Origin of the sequence: Streptomyces sp. NBC_00425, assembly GCF_036030735.1 — a bacterium.
GTDB lineage: Bacteria > Actinomycetota > Actinomycetes > Streptomycetales > Streptomycetaceae > Streptomyces.
The window spans coordinates 9349601-9374567 of sequence record NZ_CP107928.1; the positions used below are offsets into that span (position 1 = coordinate 9349601).

At 68.7% G+C, this 24967-nt stretch carries 15 protein-coding genes; 5 read left to right on the forward strand and 10 right to left on the reverse strand.

What is annotated here, in order from left to right:
• Positions 1 to 4: 4 nt before the first annotated feature.
• Positions 5 to 1318, reverse strand: coding sequence for a TolB family protein (locus OHS82_RS41375; RefSeq protein WP_107105162.1), 1314 nt, complete (start codon positions 1316 to 1318; stop codon positions 5 to 7).
• 302 nt (positions 1319 to 1620) lie between these two features.
• Between OHS82_RS41375 and OHS82_RS41380 the strand changes: the two genes are divergently transcribed.
• Positions 1621 to 2058 carry a VOC family protein gene (locus OHS82_RS41380; protein ID WP_057577261.1) on the forward strand — a complete coding sequence of 146 codons (438 nt, stop codon included), beginning with the start codon at positions 1621 to 1623 and terminating at the stop codon, positions 2056 to 2058.
• Positions 2059 to 2286: 228 nt separating this feature from the next.
• On the opposite strand, the gene OHS82_RS41390 is transcribed toward OHS82_RS41380, so the two are convergent.
• The 4 genes from OHS82_RS41390 to OHS82_RS41405 all read right to left on the reverse strand — a co-directional run bounded on the left by OHS82_RS41390 (position 2287) and on the right by OHS82_RS41405 (position 6834).
• Positions 2287 to 3333, reverse strand: a complete 1047-nt coding sequence (locus tag OHS82_RS41390) for a hypothetical protein (protein ID WP_199863731.1) — start codon at positions 3331 to 3333, stop codon at positions 2287 to 2289.
• Positions 3334 to 3561: 228 nt separating this feature from the next.
• Positions 3562 to 4002 (reverse strand): peptidoglycan-binding protein, encoded by a 441-nt coding sequence (locus tag OHS82_RS41395; RefSeq protein WP_328435788.1) that lies wholly within the window; start codon positions 4000 to 4002, stop codon positions 3562 to 3564.
• 203 nt (positions 4003 to 4205) lie between these two features.
• Positions 4206 to 5024: an SAM-dependent methyltransferase gene (locus tag OHS82_RS41400; RefSeq protein ID WP_057577388.1), complete on the reverse strand. Its 819-nt coding sequence runs from the start codon at positions 5022 to 5024 to the stop codon at positions 4206 to 4208.
• A 160-nt stretch (positions 5025 to 5184) separates the two neighbouring features.
• A complete protein-coding gene (locus tag OHS82_RS41405; RefSeq protein WP_328435789.1) occupies positions 5185 to 6834 on the reverse strand; it encodes a PucR family transcriptional regulator in 1650 nt (549 codons plus the stop codon).
• Positions 6835 to 7154: 320 nt separating this feature from the next.
• On the opposite strand from OHS82_RS41405, the gene OHS82_RS41410 reads away from it, so the two are divergent.
• On the forward strand, positions 7155 to 8423 hold the full coding sequence (locus tag OHS82_RS41410; protein ID WP_057577263.1) for an aspartate aminotransferase family protein: 1269 nt from the start codon (positions 7155 to 7157) through the stop codon (positions 8421 to 8423).
• Between the two features lie 442 nt (positions 8424 to 8865).
• On the opposite strand, the gene OHS82_RS41415 is transcribed toward OHS82_RS41410, so the two are convergent.
• From OHS82_RS41415 to OHS82_RS41435, 5 genes are all read right to left on the reverse strand, one after another.
• Positions 8866 to 10290: a non-reducing end alpha-L-arabinofuranosidase family hydrolase gene (locus tag OHS82_RS41415; RefSeq protein WP_328435791.1), complete on the reverse strand. Its 1425-nt coding sequence runs from the start codon at positions 10288 to 10290 to the stop codon at positions 8866 to 8868.
• A 165-nt stretch (positions 10291 to 10455) separates the two neighbouring features.
• Positions 10456 to 12756, reverse strand: coding sequence for a beta-L-arabinofuranosidase domain-containing protein (locus OHS82_RS41420; RefSeq protein WP_328435792.1), 2301 nt, complete (start codon positions 12754 to 12756; stop codon positions 10456 to 10458).
• Positions 12757 to 13100: 344 nt separating this feature from the next.
• Positions 13101 to 14450: a glycoside hydrolase family 43 protein gene (locus OHS82_RS41425; protein ID WP_328435794.1), complete on the reverse strand. Its 1350-nt coding sequence runs from the start codon at positions 14448 to 14450 to the stop codon at positions 13101 to 13103.
• A gap of 329 nt (positions 14451 to 14779) precedes the next feature.
• A complete protein-coding gene (locus OHS82_RS41430) occupies positions 14780 to 17233 on the reverse strand; it encodes a SpoIIE family protein phosphatase (RefSeq protein WP_328436171.1) in 2454 nt (817 codons plus the stop codon).
• A 268-nt stretch (positions 17234 to 17501) separates the two neighbouring features.
• On the reverse strand, positions 17502 to 19553 hold the full coding sequence (locus OHS82_RS41435; protein ID WP_328435796.1) for a family 43 glycosylhydrolase: 2052 nt from the start codon (positions 19551 to 19553) through the stop codon (positions 17502 to 17504).
• A 555-nt stretch (positions 19554 to 20108) separates the two neighbouring features.
• Between OHS82_RS41435 and OHS82_RS41440 the strand changes: the two genes are divergently transcribed.
• From OHS82_RS41440 to OHS82_RS41450, 3 genes are all read left to right on the forward strand, one after another.
• Complete coding sequence (locus OHS82_RS41440) at positions 20109 to 21536, forward strand: glycoside hydrolase family 43 protein (RefSeq protein ID WP_328435798.1); 1428 nt, start codon at positions 20109 to 20111, stop codon at positions 21534 to 21536.
• A 365-nt stretch (positions 21537 to 21901) separates the two neighbouring features.
• Entirely contained in the window at positions 21902 to 23470 is a 1569-nt protein-coding gene (locus OHS82_RS41445) for an alpha-L-arabinofuranosidase B (protein ID WP_328435800.1), read from the forward strand.
• A 91-nt stretch (positions 23471 to 23561) separates the two neighbouring features.
• Entirely contained in the window at positions 23562 to 24938 is a 1377-nt protein-coding gene (locus OHS82_RS41450) for a glycoside hydrolase family 43 protein (protein ID WP_057577268.1), read from the forward strand.
• The last annotated feature ends 29 nt before the right edge of the window (positions 24939 to 24967 follow it).

Here is a 24967-nt window from a genome sequence, read left to right on the forward strand (position 1 = left end):
GACCTCAGTTGCCGAGGTCGCGTACGTACAGGTTGTACCTCCGGCTGGTGCCGTCACCGCCCAGGTTCGTCGCGCTGGTCGTGAAGGCGACGTGGTGGCCGTCCGCCGAGATCGAGGCGCCGTAGCTGGTGCCGTCGCTCTGCGAGCCGTCACCGGCGACGCTGACCCTGGTCGTGGTGGCCGTCACCCGGTCGCGCACGAACACGTCCCAGCTCGCGTTCGTGTCACCGGCCACGAGCTTGTCCTCACCGGACACGAACGCGATGTAGCGGCCGTCCGCGGAGAGCGTCGTCCGCTCCTGGCCGGGGGTTCGGCTGTCGCTCAGGCCGTCCGGGCCGAGGTTCACCTGCGTCGTCGTCCGGGTGACCCGGTCGTACAGGAAGATGTCGGTGTCGGTCGGACCGCCCGTGTCACCGGCCACCAGATTGGACGCGGTCGATTCGAACGCGACGTAGCGGCCGTCGGCCGAGATGGTCGCCGTGCGACTGGCGGAGTTGCCTTCGGCGCCGTCGGGACCGACGCTGATCCGGTCGGTGCGGCCGGTCAGCCCATCGTGCACGAACACGTCGTCCGCGCGGTTGTTGTCGGGAAACAGGGCCAGGGTCTTCGCCCCGGAGGAGAAGGCTACATAGCGGCCGTCTGCCGAGATCGACGGCACCTGGCTGATGTCGTCGCCCTGGCGGCCGTTGGAATCGACGCTGACCCTGGTGGTCTCGGCGGACTGCCGGTCGCGTACGAAGACGTCGTGGATGTCGTTGGTGTCCCCGAACACCAGGTTGGACGCGGGGGAGTCGAACGCGACGAACCGGCCGTCGGCGGAGATCGACGGATGGAAACTCTCACTGTCGCTCTGCTCGCCGTCCCTGCCGACGCTGACCCTGGTCGTCTCACCGGTCTGCAGATCGTGGACGAAAACGTCGCGGTAGCGGTTGGTGTCACCGGCCACCAGGTTCGTCGCGACGGACTCGAACGCGACATAGCGGCCGTCGGCGGAGATCGACGGATTTCGGCTCGCGTTGTTGGCCTGACCGCCTGCCGAGTCGACGCTGATCCTGGTGACGGCGCCGGTCTGCCGGTCGCGCACGAACACGTCGTCCACTCGGTTGGTGTCGCCGGACACCAGATCCCTTGCCAGTGAAGCGAAAGCCACGTAGCGGCCGTCGGCGGAGATCGACGGACCGGTGGCGGAGTTGCCGATCGGCGCCGTGCCCACCGGCCCCGGTTCGACGTCCGTGGCATGCGCGACGCCGCCCGACAGCAGCGCCGCCACGATTCCCGACGCGAGCCCTGCGGTACGGATTGCGGAGAGACGTCTCATGAGTGTCCTTCTGTTCGGTTCGCCGCCGTGGCAGCAGATTGCCTGATCAGCGTTCCGTGTCGGACCGGCCGAAGCATGAGGGAACCCCCTATGCCTCACTGGTCGTTGGTCGTCTCTTCGTCTTCGTTGTGGTGAACATGCCCCGCCCCGGACCGTTATGGGCGCACGGGAGTCCCCCTGGCACCGCCTCCCGACGCGGACGCGCTCATGGACGGGACACGGCCGACCTCGACGGTGCTCCGCTGCTCGGCTGCGGCCTCGCCGGAAGGCCCCGACAGGCACGGCTCGATACGATGCCGTGCATGGCCATCAAACTTGAGAACGTCGGCATCGCTGTTCGCGACCTCGAAGCGACGATCGCCTTTTTCACCGACCTCGGCCTCACGGTCCTCGGCCGTGACACGGTCAGCGGTGAGTGGACCGACACCGCAGTCGGCCTCGACGGCAATCACGCCAACATCGCGATGCTCCAGACGCCGGACGGCCAAGGTCGCCTCGAGCTCTTCGAGTACATCCACCCCGAAGCGATCGAGACGCCGCCCACTCGTCCCAACGAGATCGGCATGCATCGCGTCGCCTTCTCGGTCGACGACATCGACAAAGCCCTCGAGACAGCCGCGAAGCACGGATGCCATCCGCTGCGCGGGGTGGCGACCTACGAAGACATCTACAAGCTCACCTACGTCCGTGGCCCCAGCGGCATCCTCGTGATGCTCGCCGAGGAGCTGAAGAAGCACTGAGCGGTGCGCGAGCCGGCGCAGATCCGGCAGGCGCAGGACTCGTCCGTCGAAGCCGGGGCGGGGACGTGGAGCGGTCGGGTCCGGCGGGCGGGTATCGCCGGCACCCCGTAGTACGCCCCCGCGAGGCCTTCGGAACCGGATCGCGGCGGCGACGCCCCCAGCCCCAGAGCATGCCGTAGGTGCGGACATGTGTCGGTGACCCGGCTCACCGGTCGATTCCCCTCCGGGTCAGGTCACCGTCGTCTCCTCCGCCGAGCTGTGGTCCGCGTTCTCGTCCGGTACATCCGGGGCTCCGGTCATGGCCCGTTCCATGGCAGTCGGTTGCCCGGTAGGCCGGTCGCCCTCCGGCCCGGCGTCATTCCTGATGGGGGCGTTCTCCTGATGGGCCGTCGCGCCGGGCGGTCCGCCCACCTCCGACAGCGTCATCTGGGCCCGGTCGTCCACGAGACGCGTCACGAGATGTTGTGCGGCGCCGAAGACCGCTGCCCAGGCGAGAACCTGCGCCCGGCTGTCCAGGTCGCTGAGCCCGGGGACGAAGGCGCCCCTGATCAGCAACACCCCGAGGAACGCGGACAGGGCCCCGGTAGGGATCTTCAGCGCCGCCGACGCCAGAGGAAGCATGTAGGGCGCACTGGTGCCCCGGATACGGCGCAGTGAGGCGATGACCGTGAGCGCCGCTCCGAGCAGGCCGGCAATCTCGACCGTCAGGATGTCCTGCGACCGCGCGAGGTCGCTGGGAACGGTGTTCGCCGTCAGGTCGTGGTACTCCGCGCTGGGACATACGACGTGCATCTGGTTCGGGTCACCGGCGCTCGCCTTCGGTGCGAAACACAGGCTGAGCGAGCGGGGGGCCAATGCACCGTAAAGAGCCAGACCCGCCACGCCGATGAAGACGAGGACAGTCGCTGTCCAGAGCATGTTGCGCAGGCTGCGGACCCGGGCCAGCTCGGCGTCGAGGTTGCCGTACGCGCTGTCGAGTGACCGGGCCAGCAGTTCGCGGTCCTCCGGTGTCAGCCTCCCGGAGGCGATGTACCGGATCCGTTGGGCGAGCCTGACACGCCGCGGGTCGTTCCTGTTCAGATGCCGTTCGACCAGCGCCATGACCTCGCTCGCGCGGCCGACGGCCTCCGCGTCGGGCACCAGTCGGAGCAGCAGGACGTCGGCGCCGCGCAGATTCGACCAGACGCCCTCTCGGGCGATCGAACCGGACCAGGGACGGCGCCACCCGAAGTCCTCGTCGGCCGCGCGACGCGCCCTTTCGAGATGGTCCTCCACCCCGGCGAGGTAAGCCTTGCGACAGTCGTCTTTCGGCCGCCTGGTCTCCTCACGTCTCAACTGAACCTCGAGACAGGCCAGTCGCGCTCTCGCCAGCGCTCGCCAACGCGACCGAGGCGGCCCGACAGGCGATTCGAGGGAGGGCCGTGGGGCATCGGCCGCGGTTATTTCCTCGGCCGTCAGGGTGTCGCCCATTGCCGACCCTCCTTCGCCAGGGTTCCGGGCGGGCTATTCGCTCATGTGGAGAGCGGGTACATGGAGTTTCTCCCACGAAGTACGCCCCGGAATGCCGTCTGCGTCGCTGCCGACGAAGCCGAGTTTTCTCTGCCACCTGGCGTAGGATCTCCGATCGGCTTCGCTCCACTGGAGGTCGGGTTCGTCGGGATACTCTGAGCAGCCCTCGTCGATGAGGCGCCAGCCCATGACCTCGATGATCGGGCTGCTCACGGACGACTGGAAGAAGTCCTTGCCCGGGAAGGGCTCGTCATCGTGGACCGGCACCGCGGTCGGCTCCGTCACGCGGACCCGCTGACCCGGGTGAATCAGGTTCACGTTTTTGATCTGAGGGTTCCACTTCTTGACCTGGGCCAGTGTCACATGGAACATGGCCGCGATTTCGGAGAGCGTGTCGCCCTCCCTTACCACATAGAACTCCGGTGTCGCATTCATACAGACCATGCTAATGAACAGCCGAGAAGAATTCGACACGGGCGGCCCCACGGGACCAGTTGAATATTCGCCAGTTGAATATTCGATTGAATGGCGCGTGAAATCATGTGCAATGGCCGGTAGTTGATCTCTCTGCTGCAGCCGCTCGCACCAGCTTGCGGTGCCGCAACCTCTCGTCGCCCGGCTTCGCCCGGGGCGCGCGTCTATGCCTTCCGAGCCAGTCCGGCGGCGATGAGGTGTTCCCAGACGGTGAGTTCTCGTTTTCCGGCTCTGGACCACGGGTTCTCGGTCTCGTCGGGACGCCACAGGGACGCGGGGACGATGCCGGGGTCGAGGATCTCCAAACCGTCCAGCAGGGAGGCGATCTCCGCGTCCGTGCGCCACCGTCCGCGGCCGAACGTCTGCTGGAGGACCCTCTCGGCCTCCGCGGTCTCCGGGTTGTTGCCGGAGCGGAAGTGGCTGATGAAGAAGTAGCTTCCGGAGGGGACGTGTTCGCGCCAGTACCGGACGATGCCGGCCGGGTCCTCGTCATCGTTGACGTGGTGGAGGATGGCGCTGAGGATGATGGCGACGGGACGAGTGAAGTCGATCAGCTCGAGCGTGTCGGGGTGGGTGCGGATGCCCTCGGGATTGCGCACATCGACCGCGACGACGCGGGTCCGGTCGTTGTTCTCCAGCAAAGCCCGGCCGTGGACCAGTACTTGGAGGTCGGTGTCGACGTAGACGACCCGGGACTCGGGGGCGTGCCGTTGCGCGACCTGGTGGACGTTGTCCGCGGTCGGCAGGCCACTGCCCAGGTCGATGAACTGCCGGATGCCGGTGGTCTTGGCGATCTCCCTGACCGCCCGGGTCAGGGCCGCGCGGTTGGCGAAGGCGATGGCGACCGAACCGGGCAGGTCGCGCTTGAACACGTCGCCGATCTCACGGTCCACGGCGTAGTTGTCCTTGCCGCCGAGCAGGTAGTCGTAGACGCGGGCGATGCTGGGCTTGGCCGGGTCGATGGAGGAGCCTTCGTACGTCATGGCGGCCATTCTCCCCCCAACGCCGCCTGCGCACGCTTGTTTTGAGGTCCTCCGGTGGATCATCGTCCAACGGAACACCAACGGGACACCAGCGAGACGCAGGGTGTGCGGTCCGGGGCCGGCGGAGTGTCCCCGCCCTCAGCCGCACCAGGATCCCGCGTCAGCCGGCGCGCAGCACGTCGAGTGCCGTGAGAGCCACGTGGAGCTCGGTGCGCTGGTCGCCTGCTTCGAGGTCGGTGGCGAGGAGACGCTCGACGGTGCGCAGGCGCTGGTACATGGTCTCGCGGGAGAGGCCGCCCCGGCGGGCGGCGGTCGTCTTGTTGCCGGCCGCCTCGAGGTAGTGGCGCAGGGTCGTCAGCAGGTCGGTGCCGTGCTGGATGTCGTGCTCGACGAGGCGTCGGAGCTGCCTTTCGGCGTACTCCTGGACCCGGGGGTCCTCGCGCAGGGCGTACAGCAGTCGGCGCAGCCCGATGTCGGACAGCTCGTGGAAGGAGCGATCCGGGGGGAGGCGCTGGCCGGGCGGGGTGGCCTCGGCGACGCGGGCCGCGGCCCGGAACGAGCGGGCGGTGTCGGTGAGGTCCGCGACCTCGCAGCCGACGCTCACGACGGCCTCCGGGACCAGAGCCAGCACCGTGCCCGACAGGCGCTCGACGACGGAACGCCACGGCTGGGAGGCGCGCAGCCCCAGCAGGACGCCGAGACGTTCGGGGGCCAGTTCGCCGACCAGAGCCGGTACGCCCACCGTGCTCAGCTCCCGCATCAGCCGGGACTCGGTCTCGGTTCCTCCTGCCCCCACCACCGCCCGCGCGCCCAGGTCCACCATGACGGCGACGAAGCGGCCCCGGTCGGCCGGCAGGCCCAGTGCGGCGCAGCGGGCGCGGGCGTCCTGGGCCGAGCGGTGGCGCTGTTCCACGAGGTCGAGGAGGGCGTTGCGGTGCGCGGTGCGTTCCCACGGGGTGGGGTGGATGAGGCGTGCCACGGTCAGTGCCATCGCGGCCCGCTCCAGTACGGTGACGTCCTCCGGGCCGAACGCCGGTCCTTCGGTGCGCGCGGGGAGCATGGCCACGCGTCCCCAGCGTTCGCCCCGGTACTCGACCGAGGCGGTGAGCCAGCCCTCCGGGCCGCGTATCGCCGTGTGGTCGCCGGGCCCGGTCGCCCTGGAGCGCTGTTCCCAGTCGGTGAGTGCCTCCTCGACGGTGAGCCCGGACGCTTCGCAGATCAGCGCTTGGTGCGCCAGGTTCTCCAGCACGACCGTGCGGCAGCTCGTCTCCGCCGCCGCGCGCACCACGTCCTCCGGGCCGGCGCCACGCAGGGTCAGGGCGGTGAACGCCTCGTGGATGCGTTGGGTGCGGCGCATGGCGTCGGTCTGGTTGCCGAGCAGCAGGGCGTGCACGACCTGGGTCACCTCGAGGAAGTTGACGTCCTCGGCGAGGGTGACGAGGGGAAGGCCGCGCCCGCGGCAGGCGTCGACGAGCGCATCCGGCGGGCGGTGGTAGCGGCGTACGAGTTCGATGACCAGCGCCGCGGCCCCGACGTCGGCGAGTTCGTCGACGTACCGGCGCACGCCGGTCGCGTCTTCCGGGAGCGGCATCCCGGTCGTGAGGACGAGTTCGCCGCCCTTGAGGAAGGACGCCGGGTCGGTGAGTTCGGTGATGTGGACCCATCCGACCGGTCGGTCCAGCTGAGACGCCCCGGTCACGACCCTGGGCTGTCCCGCGGCCAGGACCGGAAGGGCCAAAACGTCGGCCACGGTGAGCGGACGAGTGGGCCCATGGCCGGCCGGGTGGTTGTCGTTCACTGTGTTCTCCATGGGGTCCCTGCCGGGCACGGCCGGCGCCCGGGAGGTGTTCGGGGAGTGCCCGGCCACTGTGACAAGCGCCGCTGACCGGCGCAAGAGCTGTCCGTGAGTGGGGGCGCCCGGCGGACGCAACCCCGGGGAGGCTGACACATCGTCCGGATGCCGCGGCCCGGACGGACAGATCGGGGGTTGGCGCACCTCCGGCCTGCGGACATGCTCGAAGCCGCTGACCGCTGACCGCAGCCCCCGCAGGGCGCGGACCCGGACGGCAGACACCAGACCGCAGGCGGCGGCCCCACACCGCAACCGAACACCCAGGCCGGGAGACGAACATGACCGCACTGTCGCCGCACCTTCGCCAGGCCACGCCCGTGGTGGCAACCCGTGGCGAGGGTGTCCATCTCCACGGCGCGGACGGCCGCCGATACCTCGACTTCACCGCCGGCATCGGCGTCACCAGCACCGGGCACTGCCACCCCAAGGTGGTCGCGGCGGCTCAGGAGCAGGTGGGCACCCTGATCCACGGTCAGTACACGACGGTCATGCACGAGCCGCTGCGCCGGCTGGTCGGCAAGCTCGGCGAGGTGCTGCCGGCCGGTCTGGACAGCCTGTTCTTCACCAACTCCGGCAGCGAGGCCGTCGAGGCCGCGCTCAGGCTCGCCCGCCAGGCCACCGGCCGCCCGAACGTGATCGTCTGCCACGGCGGCTTCCACGGCCGTACCGTCGCCGCCGCCTCCATGACCACCTCCGGCACCCGCTTCCGCTCGGGCTTCTCACCACTGATGAGCGGTGTCGTCGTCACTCCCTTCCCGTCGGCCCATCGCTACGGCTGGGACGAGGAGACGGCCACCCGCTTCGCCCTGAAGGAGCTGGACTACACGCTCCAGACGATCTCCTCGCCCGCCGACACGGCCGCGATCATCGTCGAGCCGGTGCTGGGCGAGGGCGGCTACGTGCCGGCGAACCGCGCGTTCATGGAGGGGCTGCGGGAGCGGGCGGACCGGCACGGCTTCCTGCTGATCGCCGACGAGGTGCAGACCGGCGTCGGCCGCACCGGCCGCTTCTGGGGCCACGACCACTTCGGCGTCACACCCGACATCCTCGTCACCGCCAAGGGCCTGGCCAGCGGTTTCCCGCTGTCGGGCATCGCCGCCCCCGAGGAGCTGATGACCAAGGCGTGGCCCGGCTCGCAGGGCGGGACGTACGGCGCGAACGCCGTCGCCTGCGCCGCGGCCTGCGCCACCCTCGACGTCGTACGCGACGAGAAGCTCGTCGAGAACGCCGAAGCGATGGGCAAGCGGCTGCGGCACGGCCTGGATGCGGTGGCCGACCGGACGCCCGGCATCGGCGACGTGCGCGGCCTCGGTCTCATGCTCGCCACCGAGTTCGTCACCGAGGACGGCGGCCCCGACCCCGAGACCGCAGCCCGCGTCCAGCGCGCCGCCGTCGACGAGGGCCTGCTCCTGCTGCTGTGCGGCGCCTGGAACCAGGTCGTCCGCATGATCCCGGCGCTCGTCATCGACGAGAGCGAGGTGGACGAGGGGCTGAGGGCGTGGGCGGCCGCGGTCGAGGCCGGCACATCGGGAGCGGCACAGCGATGACCGTCCACGGCGCCTGCGACGAACGGTCCGTGCGGCACTGCCGCACAGGTCGGCACGTCAAGGCGCTGGAATGCGCGGCGGCCGACGGCGTACGGCCGTCGCCGACCGCCCCGTCGTCGCCTGAGCACTCCGATCCTGCCCTGGGCGTAGACACGTGATCAAAAGAATTTGTCGATCACCATGGGCGACCAGGGCGGCTTCCGGACCAACGGACGCGGACTCCAGTACGGCGACCCGTCCTGACCGCAACGCCGGGGCGGGGCCGCAGGCACGACAGCCTGCGGCCCCGCCCCGGCGCCGACCGCGCCGGCCTCGAGGGTGGGTGAGAAGTGCTCCACCGCGGGGAAGACAGGAAGGTCCTGCCTTCCCCGGGCCGGGCGGCGGCCGCTCGTTCGCGCGCCCCGCCGGCACGGTCACCAGCCGGTGATCACGGGTGTGCCGGTCAGCGCTGCAGAGTGAGCACGCCGGGCCGGTAGGGCAGCTGCTCGTAGGGGGTGCCCTGCGGCGGGTTGGGGGCCTGGCCCTGGTAGAGGAACTGCAGGTTGCAGGGATCGATGGTCATGGTCTGGTCGGGGTTGTTACGGACCAGGTCGCCGTGGCTGATGTCGTTGGTCCAGGTGGCGCCGCTGTTGGCCTTGCCCGCGAAGGGGCTGCTCTCGCTGGTGGCCTGCGGAGTCCATGAACCGTTGAGGCTGGAGGCGGTGAACGAGCGGAAGTAGCGCACGTTGCCGGACGTCTTCGCTTCGACGATCATGAGGTACTGGTTCTGGTCCTTGACCTTGTAGACCTGGGGCGCCTCGAAGAGGTTGTTGGCCGTGTCGCTCATGACCGTGGTGAACGAGGAGCCGAAGTTGCCCGGGAAGTTCCCGATCGGCATCGTCGCCTTGTAGATCTTGCCGTTGTCACCGGCGAAGAACAGGTACATGTTCTGGTCGTCGGCGATCAGGGTCTGGTCGATCGGGCCGGTGCCGGACTCGGTGCGGGGAAGGGTCCCGGTGAACAGCGGCTGCGGCGCGGACCAGCCGTTGGCATTGGTGGGGTCGCTGGAGGTGCGGTAGATGAAGGGCCACGCGCCCCACTGGTAGGCCAGCACCCAGATCTTCTTCGGGGCGAAGTAGAACAGCGAGGGCGCCACCGCGTTCTCGTTCATGCCGGTCTGGGGGGCCGATGCCATGTCCGGCCAGTTCGTGAAGGGGGCGAACGCCATCGAGCCCCACTTCCCGGTGGCCGTCGAATAGTTCGTCCCGTACACCAGGTGCTTGCCGTTGTACGTCACGGTGGTGAAGTCCTTCAGCGAGGACCATCCGTTCGAGGGCTGCGCCAGGGCGCCCGTCGAGGTCCACCGGTACGTCGACGGCAGGGAGCACGTGGTGCCGGTCGATGCCAGGCCGGTCCACTTCTGGTTGCTGCCGCCGTTGCACGTCGCGATCTCGATCGCCGTGCCGTTGGCCGTGCCGGATCCCGTGGTGGCCAGGCACAGCCCGGATTCCACGCCGACGATCGTGCCGTCGGAGTTCACCCGCCACTGCTGGTTCGCACCGCCGGTACAGCTCCAGATCACCGGCTTGGTACCGGGCGTGGTGGCGTGGCCCGGAGCATCCAGGCACTTGTTGCCGTACACGGTCAGCTGGTTGCTGTCCGTCGCCGTCCACTGCTGGTTGGTACCGTTCCAGCAGTCCCAGATCTGCAGACTCGTGCCGTCGGTCTGGCTGGCGCCCGGAACGTCGAGACACCGTCCGGAGCCCGTACCGCGCACGGCGCCACTGCTGGCAGCATGAGCCGGGTTGACGACGAGCGTCGCCGCCGAGGCGACCAGGGCCGCGAGCGCCACGGACAGCTGCCTGCGGCTGAATCCACGTCTGTGCATGGGGGCCTGCTTTCTTCGAGTGGGCGACTCCGGCCGGCCCGTCAGAGGCCGGCCGGACTGTTGATGCGCGGCACTCGATCCTGATGTTCGCCATATCGAACGAGGGTCGAAGCGTCGAGCAGCGTGAAGGGCGGTGTGCGATCAGGGTCCGCTGGGAGGCGGACCTCAGTTCCGCACGATGCGCCAGCGGTTGTCGGCGGTGCCGTCGTCCGAGTCCTGGACGGCGAACGCTCCGACCGCGGTGGAGCTGTTCGCGATGGCGAGCAGCTTGCCGCTGTTCACGTTACGGATCTTGTAGGTCCCGTCGCCCTGGTCGAGCAGCGTCCATCGGTGGTCGGCGGTGCCGTTGTCCGACCACTGCAGGACGGTCGCGCCGTCGGCCGTGGACATGTTCAGGACGCCGAGCACCTTGCCGCTGTTGACGTTGCGGAAGCGCACCGCGCTTCCGTCGGTGATCATGTACCAGTCGTGGTCGGCGGTGCCGTTGTCCGACCACTGGAGAGCGCGGCCGCCGTCTGCCGTGGACATGTTCTGGATGCCCAGCAGGAGACCGCTGGCCGCGTTGGCGAGACGGAAGGTGCCGCCGACGTTCCAGTAGACGGTGTAGTTGTGGCCGTGCGCGTCGTAGAACGGGCCCAGGTTGACGGTGCTGCCGCTGGCGGTGGCGGTGAAGGCGAGTGAACTGCTGCTGGTCCGTGTGATGGACGAGGTGTCCAGTGTCGGCAGGGAGCTGAGCGTGGAGTCACCGTAGTTGCCTGACAGGACCACCGGGCCGTAGGTGATTGCGGAGACGTTCTCGTTGTCGTTGGCCGCTCGCATGACGACCCGCATGGGCAGGCGAACGGTGACCGTGTCGCCGGAGGTCCAGGAGCGGGTCAGGGTGGCGTAACTGCCGGGATCTCTGGCGATGTTCTGAGCGACGCCGTTGACGCTGACGGTGGCCCCGGTGGTCCAGCTCGGGATACGGATGCGCATCGCCCAGGTTCCGCCGACGCTGCCGGTGACCTGCAGGGTCGTGGTGTCGCTGACGGGGTACGACGTGGTCTGGGTGACCGTGATCCCGCGCTCCGACCAGTTGAGCACCGAGGGCACGAACATGTTCACGATCAGCGTGTCGTCACTGTGGAAGTAGATCGAGTCCATCAGCCTGGTGTGGATCTCCAGGCCCGTGCCCTGGCAGCACCAGAAGGTGCCGTAGTCGGTGCTCCAGGTGCCGCCGCCCAACGCCGGGCCCACACCGCGTCGGCCCCCCGGGTTGAGCGGGGTGAAGTAGGTGACGTGACCGTGGTCGTCGGCCGGGTTCTGCTGGCCGATCATCTGGTTCAGCCAGGCCCGCTCGTAGTAGTCGAACAGCGCGGTCCGGTTCGGGTCCAGCGCGAACAGTTCCCGGGTGAGGGTGAGCATGTTGACGGTGTTGCAGCTTTCGCAGGTGTCCTTGACCAGGTAGCCGGCGAGGGCGTTCGGGGCGCGGAAGTGCTCCGCCTGGCTGTTGCCGCCGATGGCGTAGGAGTGCGCGTTGACGGTGAAGTTCCAGGCGTTGGTGGCGATGTCCCGGTAGCGGGTGGTGCCGGTGGCCTTGTACTCCCGGGCGGCCCCGATCCACTTGGGTACCTGGGTGTTGGCGTGCAGTCCGTCGAGCTTGTCCTGGTTGGACGCCAGCGGATCGAACACCGCGGCGTGGTCGAACCGTTGGGCGACGGTGAGCCACCGCGCGTCGCCTGTCTGCTGGTAGAGATCGGTCAGCACGGTGTTCATGCCGCCGAACTCGATGCGCAGCATGGTCTGCATCTGCTGGCTGGTCAGCCGGCCGGTGCGGAAGTCGACCCATCCGGCCAGGGCGAGCAGCACGTCCCGGGCCTGTGTGCTGCCGATGTGGCGCCATACGTCCAGCAGGCCGGCGAGGGTCTTGTGGATCGTGTAGTACAGCACCTCGCCACTGGTTCCCTGCTCGAGAGCAGTGAAGTTGGACTCGGGGTAGCCGGAGAGGTACCCGGGGTTGAAACCGGCGGCGCTGTTGTTGGCCTGGCACTTGGCCAGCTCCGCGACCATGTAGGTGGCCTTGTCCCGGCAGGTGGCGTCCCCGGTCACGGCGTACAGCTGTGCCCATGCCGTGAGGAAGTGTCCCTGGATGTGGGTGCGGAAGCCGAAAATCGGCGCGTCCCAGCCACCGTTGGCAGCCGCGCCGTTGGTGGACAGCTTGTGGTTGGCGCGGAAGTTGTACAGCAGCCGGTCGACGTCGATGAACCGCAGGTAGTTCTGCGTGCGGTTCTGGTTGTCCAGCCACCGGCTCGCGGTGAGCCGGACCTGGCCGAGTTCGAAGGGGTACGCGGAGACCCCGATGTCGGCCCTTGCGGCCGGGATGGCTGCTTGGGCGGGGGAGGCGCCGATGAGGGATCCGGTGGCAGAGGCGGCGACGGCGGCCCCGGCTATTTGCAGGAGGCGCCGTCTGCTGACGGAGGAGGCCATGATGCACCCTTCAGTGAGGAGAGAGAGCGGCAGCTTGGTCGTCGGTGCGTCGGCTCATGGGTCCGGCGGCCGGATGCGGCACGTTACGGACTGGTCTTCTGCCGATGAGGCGTCAGAGGTCTCGCTCCCATCGATCCGCACTGCTGATACATGGGATGGATTAACGGGCACGATCATCGCTTGTGTCTAGTCTTGTGACACGAAATCCTTGATCTTGCGCGAATGGTCCGTGCTCGCAACTGGCTTGACGACCCGTCGGACATTGGATGCCCGCCGGGCGGCGCGAAGGACCGCGCCGCCGCGGGTGGGGTCCGCGGCGGCGCTGCAGGGGTGGGTCGGACAGGTCAGGCCCAGGGGCTGACCGCGGTGAAGGAGCTGTCGGCACGGAAGGTGGCGGTGTCCTGGAAGGCGTCCACGCGCAGCGCGTAGTTGTAGTGGCGGATGTAGCGGCCGGGGTAGTTGTACGACTCCAGGCTGACGGAGCCGGCGGTGCTGCCGGTGCGGGCGCAGAAGGTGGCGTCCTTGTCGAAGGTGTCGGTGCCGTTGCTCGCGTCGAAGCGGATCCGGAAGTCCCAGTGGCGCATGTAGCGGCCAAAGGAGTCGCGGAAGGAGTAGCACTTGGCGTCGGCGAGGCCGGGCGCGACGGTGAAGGCGGCGCTCTGCTTGACGTTGGCGCTGCTGGAGGAGCTGACCGGGTCGATGTAGCCGAGGTTGTCGGAGCGCACTACGGCGTACCGGTCGGGGAAGTTGACCGAACGCAGCGACTGGGCGGTGTTGGCGGGCAGGGAGACGGCTACCGTCTCCTTCAGCACGGTGGCGTGGCGAATGAAGCCGGACAGCGCGGGCACCTCGGTGGGCGTGGACCAGGTGGCGAAGTTGTCGTGACTGTCGCTGTACCAGTACTTCCCGGCGCGGTAGCCGTCGTAGTAGATGCGCCAGCCGCCGTCGTCGAGCCGGACCAGGGCCGGACCCTCGACCCAGCTGCCGAATCCGGCCCAGTCGCCCGTCCTCGTGATGGTGTAGGGGCCGGCGAGGCTGGAGGCGGTGGCGTACTCGATGTACTTCGTCGTCTCGTTCTTGGTGAACGCGTGGTAGGTGGAGCCGGTCTTGACGATGAAGGTGTCGATGTTGTTCGGCCCGATGCCGGCCAGTTGGGTGGGCGCGGACCACGTGGTCAGCGCGGAGTCGGTCGCCGTGATCTTGAAGGGGGTGAAGTGGGTGGCGGTGCTCGCCGAAGACAGGGTCACGATGACGTTGACGCTGCCGTCGGTGTCGATGAACCACTCGGGCGCCCAGGTGCGGGTCAGCCCGCTGATCGGGATCGTGTGGTTGTACAGGAACGTCCAGTTCACCCGGTCGGAGCTCCGGGCGAAACCGATCGTGTTCCCGGTCCAGTTGGTCGTGTACGTGAGGTAGTAGAAGCCGTCGGTGTGCTTGAAGATGCTGGGGTCCCGGATCAGACCGGACGGCGGGGTGTAGGCGGGGCCCTTCCGCAAGGTGAACGCGGTGGCGTCCGGCGAGTCGTACACGTACAGGTTCGACTCGCTGGTGTTCGTGAACGCGGTCATGGTGTACCGCGTGGTCTGCCCGGCCGGCGGGGCGGCGGCGGAGGCGGTGCCCTGAAGGCCAGGGAAGCCCAACAGGAGAAGGAGCGGGCCCAGCAGGGCAAGCAGGGCTCTGACGGTTCTGTTCAACTCTTCCTCCGGACTTCGGCCTGTCCGCTTGGGCCGACCGCCGCGCTGAAGAACGTATTGTTCGAGATGACGAACGATGTGCGGCAGTTCGACCAAAAGATAGGATTGGGTCAGGGTTCCGTCAATGTTTCCGACGGGTTCCGTTCCGGCACGGTCCGCGCCGGCCCCGGCTTTCGAGAATGCCGTGGCGACCGGGGTGACTTGCGCACCGGGCGCCCTTTAAGTTCAGGCGATCTTCTCCGTATATCGACACACGTTCGTCATGCCGGACATGCGGTGACACGGTCCCGTCCTCGGAAGGAACTCCGTGCCCCGCCCGGGCTCGGATCTCAGTGCGGCTCATGCTCGGGGAGGGTCTGCGCGCACCAGATCGTCTTGCCGTTGCTGGTGTGCCGGGTGCCCCACCCCTGGGTGAGCTGGGCGACGAGCAGCAGGCCCCGGCCGCCCTCGTCGAACGCCCGGGCCCGGCGCAGGTGCGGAGCGGTGTTGCTGGCGTCGGACACCTCGCAGATCAGGGAAGTGTCGCGAATCAGCCGTAGCCGGATCGGCGGCTCGCCGTATCTGATGGCGTTGGTGACCAGCTCGCTGACGACCAGTTCGGTGACGAACGCAGCCTCCTCCAGGCCCCAGGCATCCACCTGGTCGACGGCGAACTTCCTGGCGCGCGGCACCTGTTCGGTGTCCGGCTCGACGTCCCAGTCGGCGACGTGTCGGGGAGCCAGCACGTGCGTGCGAGCGAGCAGCAGAGCCGCGTCGTCGGTGCGGCGGTCGGGAAGCATGGCGTCGATCACCGTGTCGCACAGAGCATCCAGGGAGGTTGCCGTGTGGTTCAGGGCGCGCTGCAGTTCGGTGATTCGCTGGTCGACGTCGCGTTCGCGGCACTCCAGCAGTCCATCGGTGTAGAGGGCGAGCAGGCTGCCCTCCGGCAGTTCGAACTCGGCGGCCTCGAAAGGCAGCCCGCCGATGCCGAGCGGCGGTCCGGGATGGGCGGGCACCGGGGTCCTGGTGCCGTCAGGGGAGATGATCAGCGGCAGGGGATGGCCGGCGCTCGCCAGCGTGAGGCGCCGGGAAACGGGGTCGTAGACGGTGTACAGGCAGGTGGCGCCCGACTCGCCCGTGGGCTGGAAGTGACTGTCGGGCCGGAGGTCGCTGGCGAGGTGGAGGACCAGGTCGTCGAGATGGGTCAGCAGCTCGTCCGGTGGCAGGTCGACGTCGGCGAGGGTGCGGACCGCCGTGCGCAGCCGGCCCATGCTGGCCGAGGCGTGCAGACCGTGGCCCACGACGTCGCCGACGACCAGGGCGACCCGTGCGCCGGACAGCGGAATGACGTCGAACCAGTCGCCGCCGACTTCCGTGCCGGTACCGCCGGGCAGGTAGCGGGAGGCCACCTCGACCGCCTCCTGGTTCGGCAACCCCTGTGGCAGCAGGCTGCGTTGCAGGGTCAACGCGGTCGTGCGCTCGCGCGAGTACCGGCGGGCGTTGTCGATGGCGACGGCGGCCTTGGCGGTCAGCTCTTCGGCGAGGATCAGGTCGTCGGCGGTGAAGGCCTCGGGTCGGTCGAGCCGGGAGAAGGCGACGACGCCGAGCAGCGCGCCGCGCGCCCGGAGCGGCACGGTGATCCGGCCGGTCAGGCCGTCCGCGGCGATGGACTCGTCGATCACCGGATTGCCCGGCGGCCAGTGGGCCGGGTCCGCGGCGAGCCCAGGCCCGAAGGCCCACTCGCCGCCCTCGCCGGGCTCGACCGCCAGCTCGACCGTGGACCTGCCGGTGGCCATGCAGCGGGCGGCCACGGAACCGGGAGCGTGCATGACGCGTGTCGTCGGCCCGGGAGCCCGCTCGGCGTCGTCCTTCGCGCTGTGCCGGCCGGCACGGCTGAGCGTGATCGTCTCGGCGGGGGTGAACGCGGACGCGGAGGGCGGTTCCTCTCCGCGCAGCACCTCCTCGAAGAGATCCACGTCGACGAGGTCGACGAATCCCGGCACCGGGGTCCGGGCCAGTTCCTGGGCGGTGCCGATGACGTCGAGTGTCCGTCCGATCCCACCGCTGGCCTGGTTGAGGAGGAGCAGGCGCTGCCGGGCCCAGTACTCGGCGCTCATGTCGAATCCCCAGTTGGCGACCGCGCGGACCCTGCCCTCGGTATCCCGGACGGGCCAGATGCTGGTCGCCCAGGCATTGGCGTAGTGACTGCCCAGGGGGCGGAAAACGGTGATGAGACGCGTGGCCTCGCCCGTCCTCGCCACTTCTGCGAGCGCGTCGGTGTAGGGCTTGTCGTCCCTTTCGGGAAACAGCGAGCGGTCGAACTCGGGAAGCACTTCGCGGTATTTCCTGCCGAGCACTTGCTCCTCGGAGTGCGCGATCACCCGGCCCGAGGAGGCGTTGATCCACAGGAACCGCAGCTCAGGGTCGTAGACGCCCAGAGCGAAGGGGGACTGCTCGAAGGCCCGGTCGGCGATCACCGGGCGGCGTCCCCAACGCTGCATCGTCACCACGCGGCCCAGCACCCGCCCCTCGGGGCCGAGCAGTGCGTGAGCGGTCACCACGGCGTCAACCGTGGAGCCGTCCTGGTGACGCAAGGGGATGAACCCCGTGGCGTCGGGGCCGGCGTCCCGGTCGTCGAGGAGGCCGGGTGGCGGGGGAGCCACCAGCAGGTCGGTCAGGGGGCGCCCGACAGTGTCCTCCGCTGTCCAGCCCAGCAGCAGCCGACCCCCCTGGCTCCAGCCGCTCACCTTGCCGTCCAGGTCCACCACGACAGCGGCTGTAGGGGCATCCTGCTTGTCGGCCATCTTCACGCGCCAAGCCTCCGTCCGGACAGCCGTGCCCGTCAGGGCTGGATTCCAGCGGTTGCTTCCAGCCTAGATCGGCCCCCGCTCGGCGGCGCTCCGACTGACGCGTCCGAGGTGCCCGGATGGTCACGGCGTGCCGCGGCCGGGGCGGTCCGACGCCGGCCGGGCGCGCTGGCGGTCCGGCGCGATTCCCGGCCCGGCCGAGCATCCGGCGGCCCCCGGCAGGCGCCCACGTCCGGACCTCCAGGCACCGCGGGCCGCCGTCCCGTCAGGCGGTGACCCGGCGGAAGGTCCATCGCTGGTTGGAGCTGCCGACGTCGCGGTACTGGATCAGCGCGGCTCCGTCGGCCGTACTGCCCCCCTTGACGTCGAGCACCTTGCCGCTGTTCCGGTTGACCAGCATGAATTCGCCGCCGGTCTGCGGGCGCAGCTCCCACTGCTGGCTCGTCCGGCCGTCCGCGGTCATCTGCACGACCGCCGCGCCGTCCGCCGTCGAGGACCCCGCGACGTCGAGCACCTTGCCGCTGTTCACGCACGAGACGGTGTGGTACCCGTCCCCTGTGGACTGGAAGGCCCACTGCTGGTTCGGCTTGCCGGTGTCGCGCCATTGCAGCACGGTGGCGCCGTCCGCGTTCGAGGCGCCGGCGACGTCGGCGACCTTGCCGCTGCGCACGCTGACGCACTGGTACACCCTGGCGGGTGCGACGGTGTATTGCACCGACTCCACGTCGACGTAGCCGGTGCCGCTCGGGTTGTAGGTGTAGAGGCCGATCCGGTCACCGCGGTATCCGCCCCAGGTGAGCTGGTAGGTGCCGCCGAACGAGGTGAAGGTGTTCCCGTCGAGGCTGTAGGAGAACTGGCTCACTCCGTTGACGTTCCAGGAGGTGCGCAGCCACACGGCGTTCTGCGTGATCGTCGGTCCCGAGGTCAGGGCGCCGCCGGCATTGTGCGCGATCGTGGTGGTGGTCCCGGAACGTCGGACGCCCAGCCCGGCGTAGGTCCCCGAGTAGTGGCACAGTCCCGCGTGCTGGCCGTCGGCGAGGCCGGCCAGTTCGAGGCGTACCGTCACCGTCGCGCCGCCCGCGGTGCGCAGCACCCGTTGGGTGAGGGTGTTGCCCACCTTGGTGAGGTTGTCGGCCGCCAGCGGTGCGAATGCCTTCAGCCGCAGGAAGCCGGGGCGTTCGGTGAGCGACCAGTGGTCCGCGCGCGGCTGGTAGTACCACTCCCACTGCGGTTTGAGGAGGGTGTCGGTGAACAGGTCGCCGGTCACCACGGGGGGCAGCGCGTCGACCGGCAAGCCGGGCGTGCCGCCGACAGGCACCTGACCCGTCCACGCCATGTTGCCTATGCCGTCCGCGCCCACCGAGCCCAGGATCGGCCAGCCGTCCACCCAGGTCACGGGCAGCAGCGACAGTGGTCGCCCCTCCCAGTCGCCGTGGCCGTGATGAGTCACGAAGTACCAGTTGCCGTCCGGGGCCTGCACCAGCCCGCCCTGGTTGGGGTCGCGGTCCACCGGGGTGTTGACGTGCGCCAACTGCCGTGTCTCGAACGGGCCGTAGAGGCTGGAGCCGCGGTTCATCATGAGCACCCGGCCCTCCGGCTTCACCTCGCTGAACAGGTGGTAATAGACGCCGTTGATCTTGTAGAGCTTGTTGGCCTCGCTGCCCGGGGACTGGTGGATGACCGTGGACGGGCCGACCAGCGACTTCCCGTCCTCGGACAGCTTGAACAGGTGGATCTTGTAGCCGTCCGAGTAGTGCGTGGTGACCAGGTAGCCCTGGCCGTCGTCGTCCCAGAACGGGCATGGGTCGTCCCAGCCGGAGGTCCGCCACACCGCCGTCAACGGCTCCCACGGCCCGGCCGGCGACGGGGCGGACGACATGAAGAAGCCCTCGTCGGGGGTGTTGAAGTACACCCAGTACCGGCCTGAGTGGAAACGGATCGACCCGGCCCACACGCCGCGGCCGAAGCGGTTCATCCGGTCCCAGTTCAGCAGCGGTCCGATGCGGGTGACGTCGTCGACCACGCCGCCGAGCGTCCGCCAGTTGACCAGGTCCTTGGAGTGCAGGACGGCCATGCCGGGCGAGTAACCGAACGTGCTGGTGATGCCGTAGTAGTCGGCGCCGACCCGGATGCAGTCCCAGTCGCTGAAGTCGCCCGGGAGGACGGGGTTGACGTAGCTGCCGTCGCCCTGGTCGCCCCACGTGCCGGCCGGGGGTGTGGCCGCCGCCGCCCTGCTCGATGGCAGCAGGCCGGGTAACACGAGGGCCCCGGCGCCGACCGCGGCGAGCCGGCCGAGCTGTCGTCTGGTGAAGTCCATGAACCCATTCCCTGGTACGAAGCCCGCCAGACATCACATGTCTCGGCGGCGTTTCGGACGGGAACATAGTGCAACTACCGATATGAAGGTAGGCCCCGTTCCGAATCAGGGGATGGGAAGGGTTGCTCTCGCGCGTCATGTCCGACCGGGCGGACAGTCGGCCTCGTGGTCTTCAAGTTCGCGTAATCGTGCATGCGGGATGTATTGACGCCCCTTGTTTGCCGGACTTAAGGTCTGCCCGATCTTGCGAACGGCGTCTGATATACCGGACAACTTGCTGGGTCGGAGGGTGAGTTGACCACGAGGGCTTCCCGTCGGCCGAGCGTAGGGAGGGAACCCGCCGGGGCGCCACACCTATCAGCACACTCGTGTGCCCGAGCCTGCCGTCATCACAGTGACATGCGTCGCGCACAGGGAACGCGCCGTCGACCCGTCCGCCCTTCTGCATCGTGCGGTACCCGACTTGTCCCGCTCGCCCCGAAGTGCCGAGCTTTCCCCGCCACCCCGCTCCCTCCCGTCGTCCTGGTGGCGCCTGCACAACGACAGGAGATCCACATGACCGCGCTCCGCGCCCGGCTGTCGGTGATATTGCTCGCCGTATGCCTCCTCTTCACGGGCCAGGCACTGACCGCACCCCAGCGGGCCGCCGCCGCCGATCCCGGTTACCTGATGGTGCATTTCACCGGCGACTCGGCGACCGGCCAGATGTTGTACGTCGCGCACAGCGCGGACGGCCTGCACTGGAGCGACCTCAACGGCGGAGCGCCGGTCCTGAACTCCATGATCGGCACGAAGGGGGTGCGCGACCCCGCACTGGTGCGCTCTCCCGACGGCAGCAAGTACTGGATCATCGCGACCGACCTGTGCATCCGCTGCGGCTCGACGTACGCCAACGGCAGCCCCAACTTCGTGGTGTGGGAGTCGACCGACCTGGTGACCTGGTCGAACCCGTGGCTCCTCGGCGCCGCCGGACTGACCCCCGGCGGCAAGAACGCGTGGGCGCCGGAGGCGATCTGGAACCCCGAGACCAACGACTACGTCCTGTACTGGGCGACGAACGCCACCGTGAACGGCATCTTCAAGTACCGCATCTACTCCGCCCGCACCACGGACTTCCACACCATCACCACCCCGCAGATCTGGATCGACCCGCCCGGCAGCACCCCGGTCGTCGACACCCAGATGACCGAGGTGCCCGCCGGCACCGGCCCCTACCGCTATCTGCGGGTCTCCGGCGACGGCCAGAACAACGTCGAGGGGGCCAACTCGATCCTGGGGACGTGGACCAACCTCGGCAACCTCTCCAGCATCGGCCTCACCGGCAACGTGGTCGAAGGCCCGGTCTGGATGAAGTTCCAGGACCGCAACGAGTGGGCCCTCTACATCGACTACAACAACCCGCAAGGCGTACGCGAGTACAGGCCGATCCTGACGACCAACCCGTTCGACGTCAGCACCTACCGCCTTCAGCCGTCGACCGGCTACGACATGGGCGGCACCGCGAAGCGACACGGCGCGATCATGAACCTCACCGCCGCCGAGGAGAGCCGCGTCCTCACCCGCTGGCCCAACACCCCGGCCCGGCGCCTGCAGTCGTACAACTTCCCGGACCGGTACGTGCGCCAGACCAACTTCGACGTGCGCATCGACCCCAACGTGACCCCCGCCGACGACGCCCAGTTCCGGATGCGCCCCGGCCTCACCGGCACCGGCACCGTCTCCCTCGAGTCGGTCAAGTTCCCCGGCTACTTCCTGCGCCACGCCAACTACGACTTCCAACTGGTCCACAACGACGGCAGCAGCCAGTTCGCCGCGGACGCCACCTTCAACAAGGTCGCCGGCCTCGCCGACTCCACCTGGTCGTCGTTCCAGTCCTGCAACCACCCCGACCGCTACATCCGCCACTACGCCTACCAGCTGCGCCTCGACCCCATCACCAACGCGACAGGACGCGGCGACGCCACCTTCCGCCTGACGAACTGACCCCACACCGACAGGGATGCCGGCGCTTCCGGGGAGAACGCCGGCGTCCCCAGGCGTGCGCCCCCTGCCGACAGCCCGCACGCCTCGACCGCACACACCGCAAGCCGCGGCGGCACTCGGCGCCTGTGACGCCACCTCTCTGCGGGACCACCTCACCTGTGCGCCAGGACACCCGCCGACTCGCCGTCCACCCTCGGAGCTGGCGAGCAGCCCCCGAATGCCGTGCCGAAGGCGACGGAACTGCACCGGCACGGGGGCGTCGACGCAACCCACGCCGTCCGTGAAGTCGGACATCGTTCGGCAGGCCGGTCATCGAGGGTCGGTTTGACGCTCGCATCGCACCCCATCTCGAGAAGGAGCTCTCCGTGATCAAGCCACCTTGGATACGCAGCGTCAGACGCGCGCTGGTGGCGGCCGGCGCCACCGCCGCGCTCGCCGCAGGACTCCTCACCGCCACGGCCACCACCTCGCAGGCCGCCACCCAGGGGCCGTGCGACATCTACGCCGCAGGCAGTACCCCCTGCGTCGCGGCACACAGCACCACCCGGGCCCTGTACGGGGCGTACAACGGCCCGCTCTACCAGATCAGGCGCGCCTCCGACAACACGACCAAGGACATCGCCCCGCTGAACGCCGGAGGTGGCGCCGACGCCGCCGCGCAGGACTCCTTCTGTGCCGGCACCAGCTGCGTCATCACCGTCATCTACGACCAGTCTCCCAAGGGCAACAACCTCACCCAGGCGCTCAAGGGCCACTGGCCCGGGCCGGCCGAGGGCGGGAACGACAACCTGGCCAACGCCTTCGAAGCGCCGGTCACCGTCGGCGGGCACAAGGCGTACGGCGTCTACGTCGCACCCGGCACCGGCTACCGCAACAACAACACCAACGGCATCGCCACCGGCGACCAGCCGGAGGGCATGTACGCGATCTTCGACGGCACGCACTTCAACGGCGGCTGCTGCTTCGACTACGGCAACGCCGAGACGACCGGCAACGACGACGGCAACGGCACCATGGAGGCTCTCTACTTCGGCAACAGCAAGGGCTGGGGCTGGGGCAGCGGCAACGGCCCCTGGGTCATGTCCGACCTGGAGAACGGCCTGTTCTCCGGGGTCAACCGCGGATTCAACGCCAATGACCCCAGTGTCAACAACCGGTTCCTGACCGCCATGCTCAAGGGCGGCTCGAACCAGTGGGCCATCCGCGGCGGCGACGCGCAGTCGGGCGGCCTGTCCACCTTCTACAACGGCGTACGCCCCAACGCCACCGGCTACAACCCGATGAAGAAGCAAGGCGCGATCATCCTCGGCATCGGCGGCGACAACAGCAACACCGGCCAAGGCACCTTCTACGAAGGCGTCATGACCTCGGGCTACCCCTCGGACGCCACCGAGAACGCCGTACAGGCCAACATCACCGCCGCCGGCTACAACGGCGGCTCGACCAGCACCGCAACCCTCACCCCCGGCTCCCGGATCTCCCTGCAGGCCACCACCGCGCCCTGCTGCACCTCGCACTACCTCCGCCACAACGACGCCGACACCAAGGTCGTCATCTCCAGCATCAACTCCTCCAGCTCGGCCACCGACAAGGCCGACGCCACCTGGATCGTCCGCGCCGGCCTGGCCAACACTTCCTGCCTGTCCTTCGAGTCCACCGACAAGCCGGGTCAGTTCCTACGCCACTCCAACTACCAGCTCTACCTGAACACCGACAACGGAGGCAGCTCGTTCGCCAAGGACGCCACCTTCTGCCCCACTGCGGGCAACAGCGGGGTCGGCACCTCCTTCCAGTCCGTCAACTTCCCGACCAAGTACCTCCGCCACTACAACTACACGGCCTACATAGCCGACAACGGCGGCTCCAACGCCTGGGACGCCACCAAGTCGTGGGCTCAGGACACCAGTTGGCTGACCGCGGCTCCCTGGAGCTGACCGAGTGACCGAACCCGTGGGGCCTTTGGGCACAGGCCCCGCGGGTTCGGGGCCATGCGTCCCGATTCCGCACACCTCTCGGAGGCACCAGATGAGCGCAACCCCCCTCCCGTCGCGCCGGCTGTTCCTCGGCATGGCCGCGACGGTGCCGCTGTCCATGACCGGCGCGCTGGCCGTCGCCGGCCAGTCCGCGAGCGCCGCGACGGGCTCCCCCTTCGTCATGGGCTACTTCACCCAGTCACCGAGAAACCTCGGTACGGACTACGGCCTGCACCTCGCGGTCAGCACCGACGGGCTGCAGTGGATGCCCCTGAACCAGAACAACCCCGTCGTGACCCCGACCGGGGGCGACGGCGGTCTGCGCGACCCCTTCATCCTGCCCAAGCACGACGGCGGCTACGTCGTGATGGCGACCAACCTGAAGGGAACCGACTGGACAGAGCAGAGCCAGGTCATCCACGTCTGGGACTCCAAGGACCTGCGCTCCTTCGACAACTACCGCCTGCTCAAGCTGCACTCGATGGCCACGCACAGCTGGGCCCCCGAGGCCTTCTGGGACGCCTCCCGCGGCCAGTACGCCATCATCTACTCGGCCGTCAACAGCAGCGGACACAACGTGATCATGGTGAACTACACCACGGACTTCCAGACCGTGACGCCGCCGCAGGTCTTCTTCGACCCGGGCTACGACGTCATCGACGGCTCCCTGGCCATGGGCGTGAACGGCGTCAACTACCTCTACTTCAAGGGCCACAACAAGCTCGTGGGTGCGAAGTCCACTTCCCTCACCCCTGGCAGTTTCACCGTCTACACCCCTGGCCTGGCGCCGCAGGGAGGCATCGAAGCCCCGATCCTCGCCCAGGCCTCCGGCACCTGGTACCTGTGGGGCGACGCCAACGCGCTGTTCTACACCTGGCAGACCGACGACCTCTCCGCCGGCACCTGGACCGCCACCGACCGGCGTGTCTGCACCCAGCCTCTGAACTCCAAACACGCCACCATCCAGCCGATTCCCCAGACGGTGTACGACAACCTTGTCGCCCAGTGGGGCAAGCCCGCCTGGAACCGGCTGAAATCCTTCAACTTCCCGGACAGGTACTGGCGGCATGCGGATGACATCGGCCGCATCGACCCGTACCCGTTCGACCCGTACACCGATGCGGAATGGAAGCTGGTGCCCGGACTGGCCGATCCTTCGGGAGTCTCCTTCCAGTCCGTCAACTCCCCGAGCCGCTACCTACGACACGCGTACTACCAGCTGCGACTGGACGTCAACGACGGCACCACGAAGTTCGCCCAGGACGCCACCTTCCACAGGACCGCCGGACTCGCCGACCCTTCGTGGTCGTCGTTCCGCTCTCACAACTACCCGGACCGCTATATCCGGCATTTCGACTACGTGCTGCGCATCGATCCGATCTCCACCGCTCTCGGCAGGGCCGACGCCACGTTCTCCGTCTGGTACTGAGGCAACGCGCCTCGAGAGGTCGCAACCGC

Excerpts from the sequence above, each read along its gene's own strand:
- OHS82_RS41435 (WP_328435796.1), bottom strand. The coding sequence starts at position 19,553 with ATGGACTTCACCAGACGACAGCTCGGCCGGCTCGCCGCGGTCGGCGCC.
- OHS82_RS41380 (WP_057577261.1), top strand. The coding sequence starts at position 1,621 with ATGGCCATCAAACTTGAGAACGTCGGCATCGCTGTTCGCGACCTCGAA.
- OHS82_RS41395 (WP_328435788.1), bottom strand. The coding sequence starts at position 4,002 with ATGAATGCGACACCGGAGTTCTATGTGGTAAGGGAGGGCGACACGCTC.
- OHS82_RS41410 (WP_057577263.1), top strand. The coding sequence starts at position 7,155 with ATGACCGCACTGTCGCCGCACCTTCGCCAGGCCACGCCCGTGGTGGCA.
- OHS82_RS41400 (WP_057577388.1), bottom strand. The coding sequence starts at position 5,024 with ATGACGTACGAAGGCTCCTCCATCGACCCGGCCAAGCCCAGCATCGCC.
- OHS82_RS41450 (WP_057577268.1), top strand. The coding sequence starts at position 23,562 with ATGAGCGCAACCCCCCTCCCGTCGCGCCGGCTGTTCCTCGGCATGGCC.
- OHS82_RS41420 (WP_328435792.1), bottom strand. The coding sequence starts at position 12,756 with ATGGCCTCCTCCGTCAGCAGACGGCGCCTCCTGCAAATAGCCGGGGCC.
- OHS82_RS41405 (WP_328435789.1), bottom strand. The coding sequence starts at position 6,834 with ATGGAGAACACAGTGAACGACAACCACCCGGCCGGCCATGGGCCCACT.
- OHS82_RS41430 (WP_328436171.1), bottom strand. The coding sequence starts at position 17,233 with ATGGCCGACAAGCAGGATGCCCCTACAGCCGCTGTCGTGGTGGACCTG.
- OHS82_RS41415 (WP_328435791.1), bottom strand. The coding sequence starts at position 10,290 with ATGCACAGACGTGGATTCAGCCGCAGGCAGCTGTCCGTGGCGCTCGCG.
- OHS82_RS41375 (WP_107105162.1), bottom strand. The coding sequence starts at position 1,318 with ATGAGACGTCTCTCCGCAATCCGTACCGCAGGGCTCGCGTCGGGAATC.
- OHS82_RS41440 (WP_328435798.1), top strand. The coding sequence starts at position 20,109 with ATGACCGCGCTCCGCGCCCGGCTGTCGGTGATATTGCTCGCCGTATGC.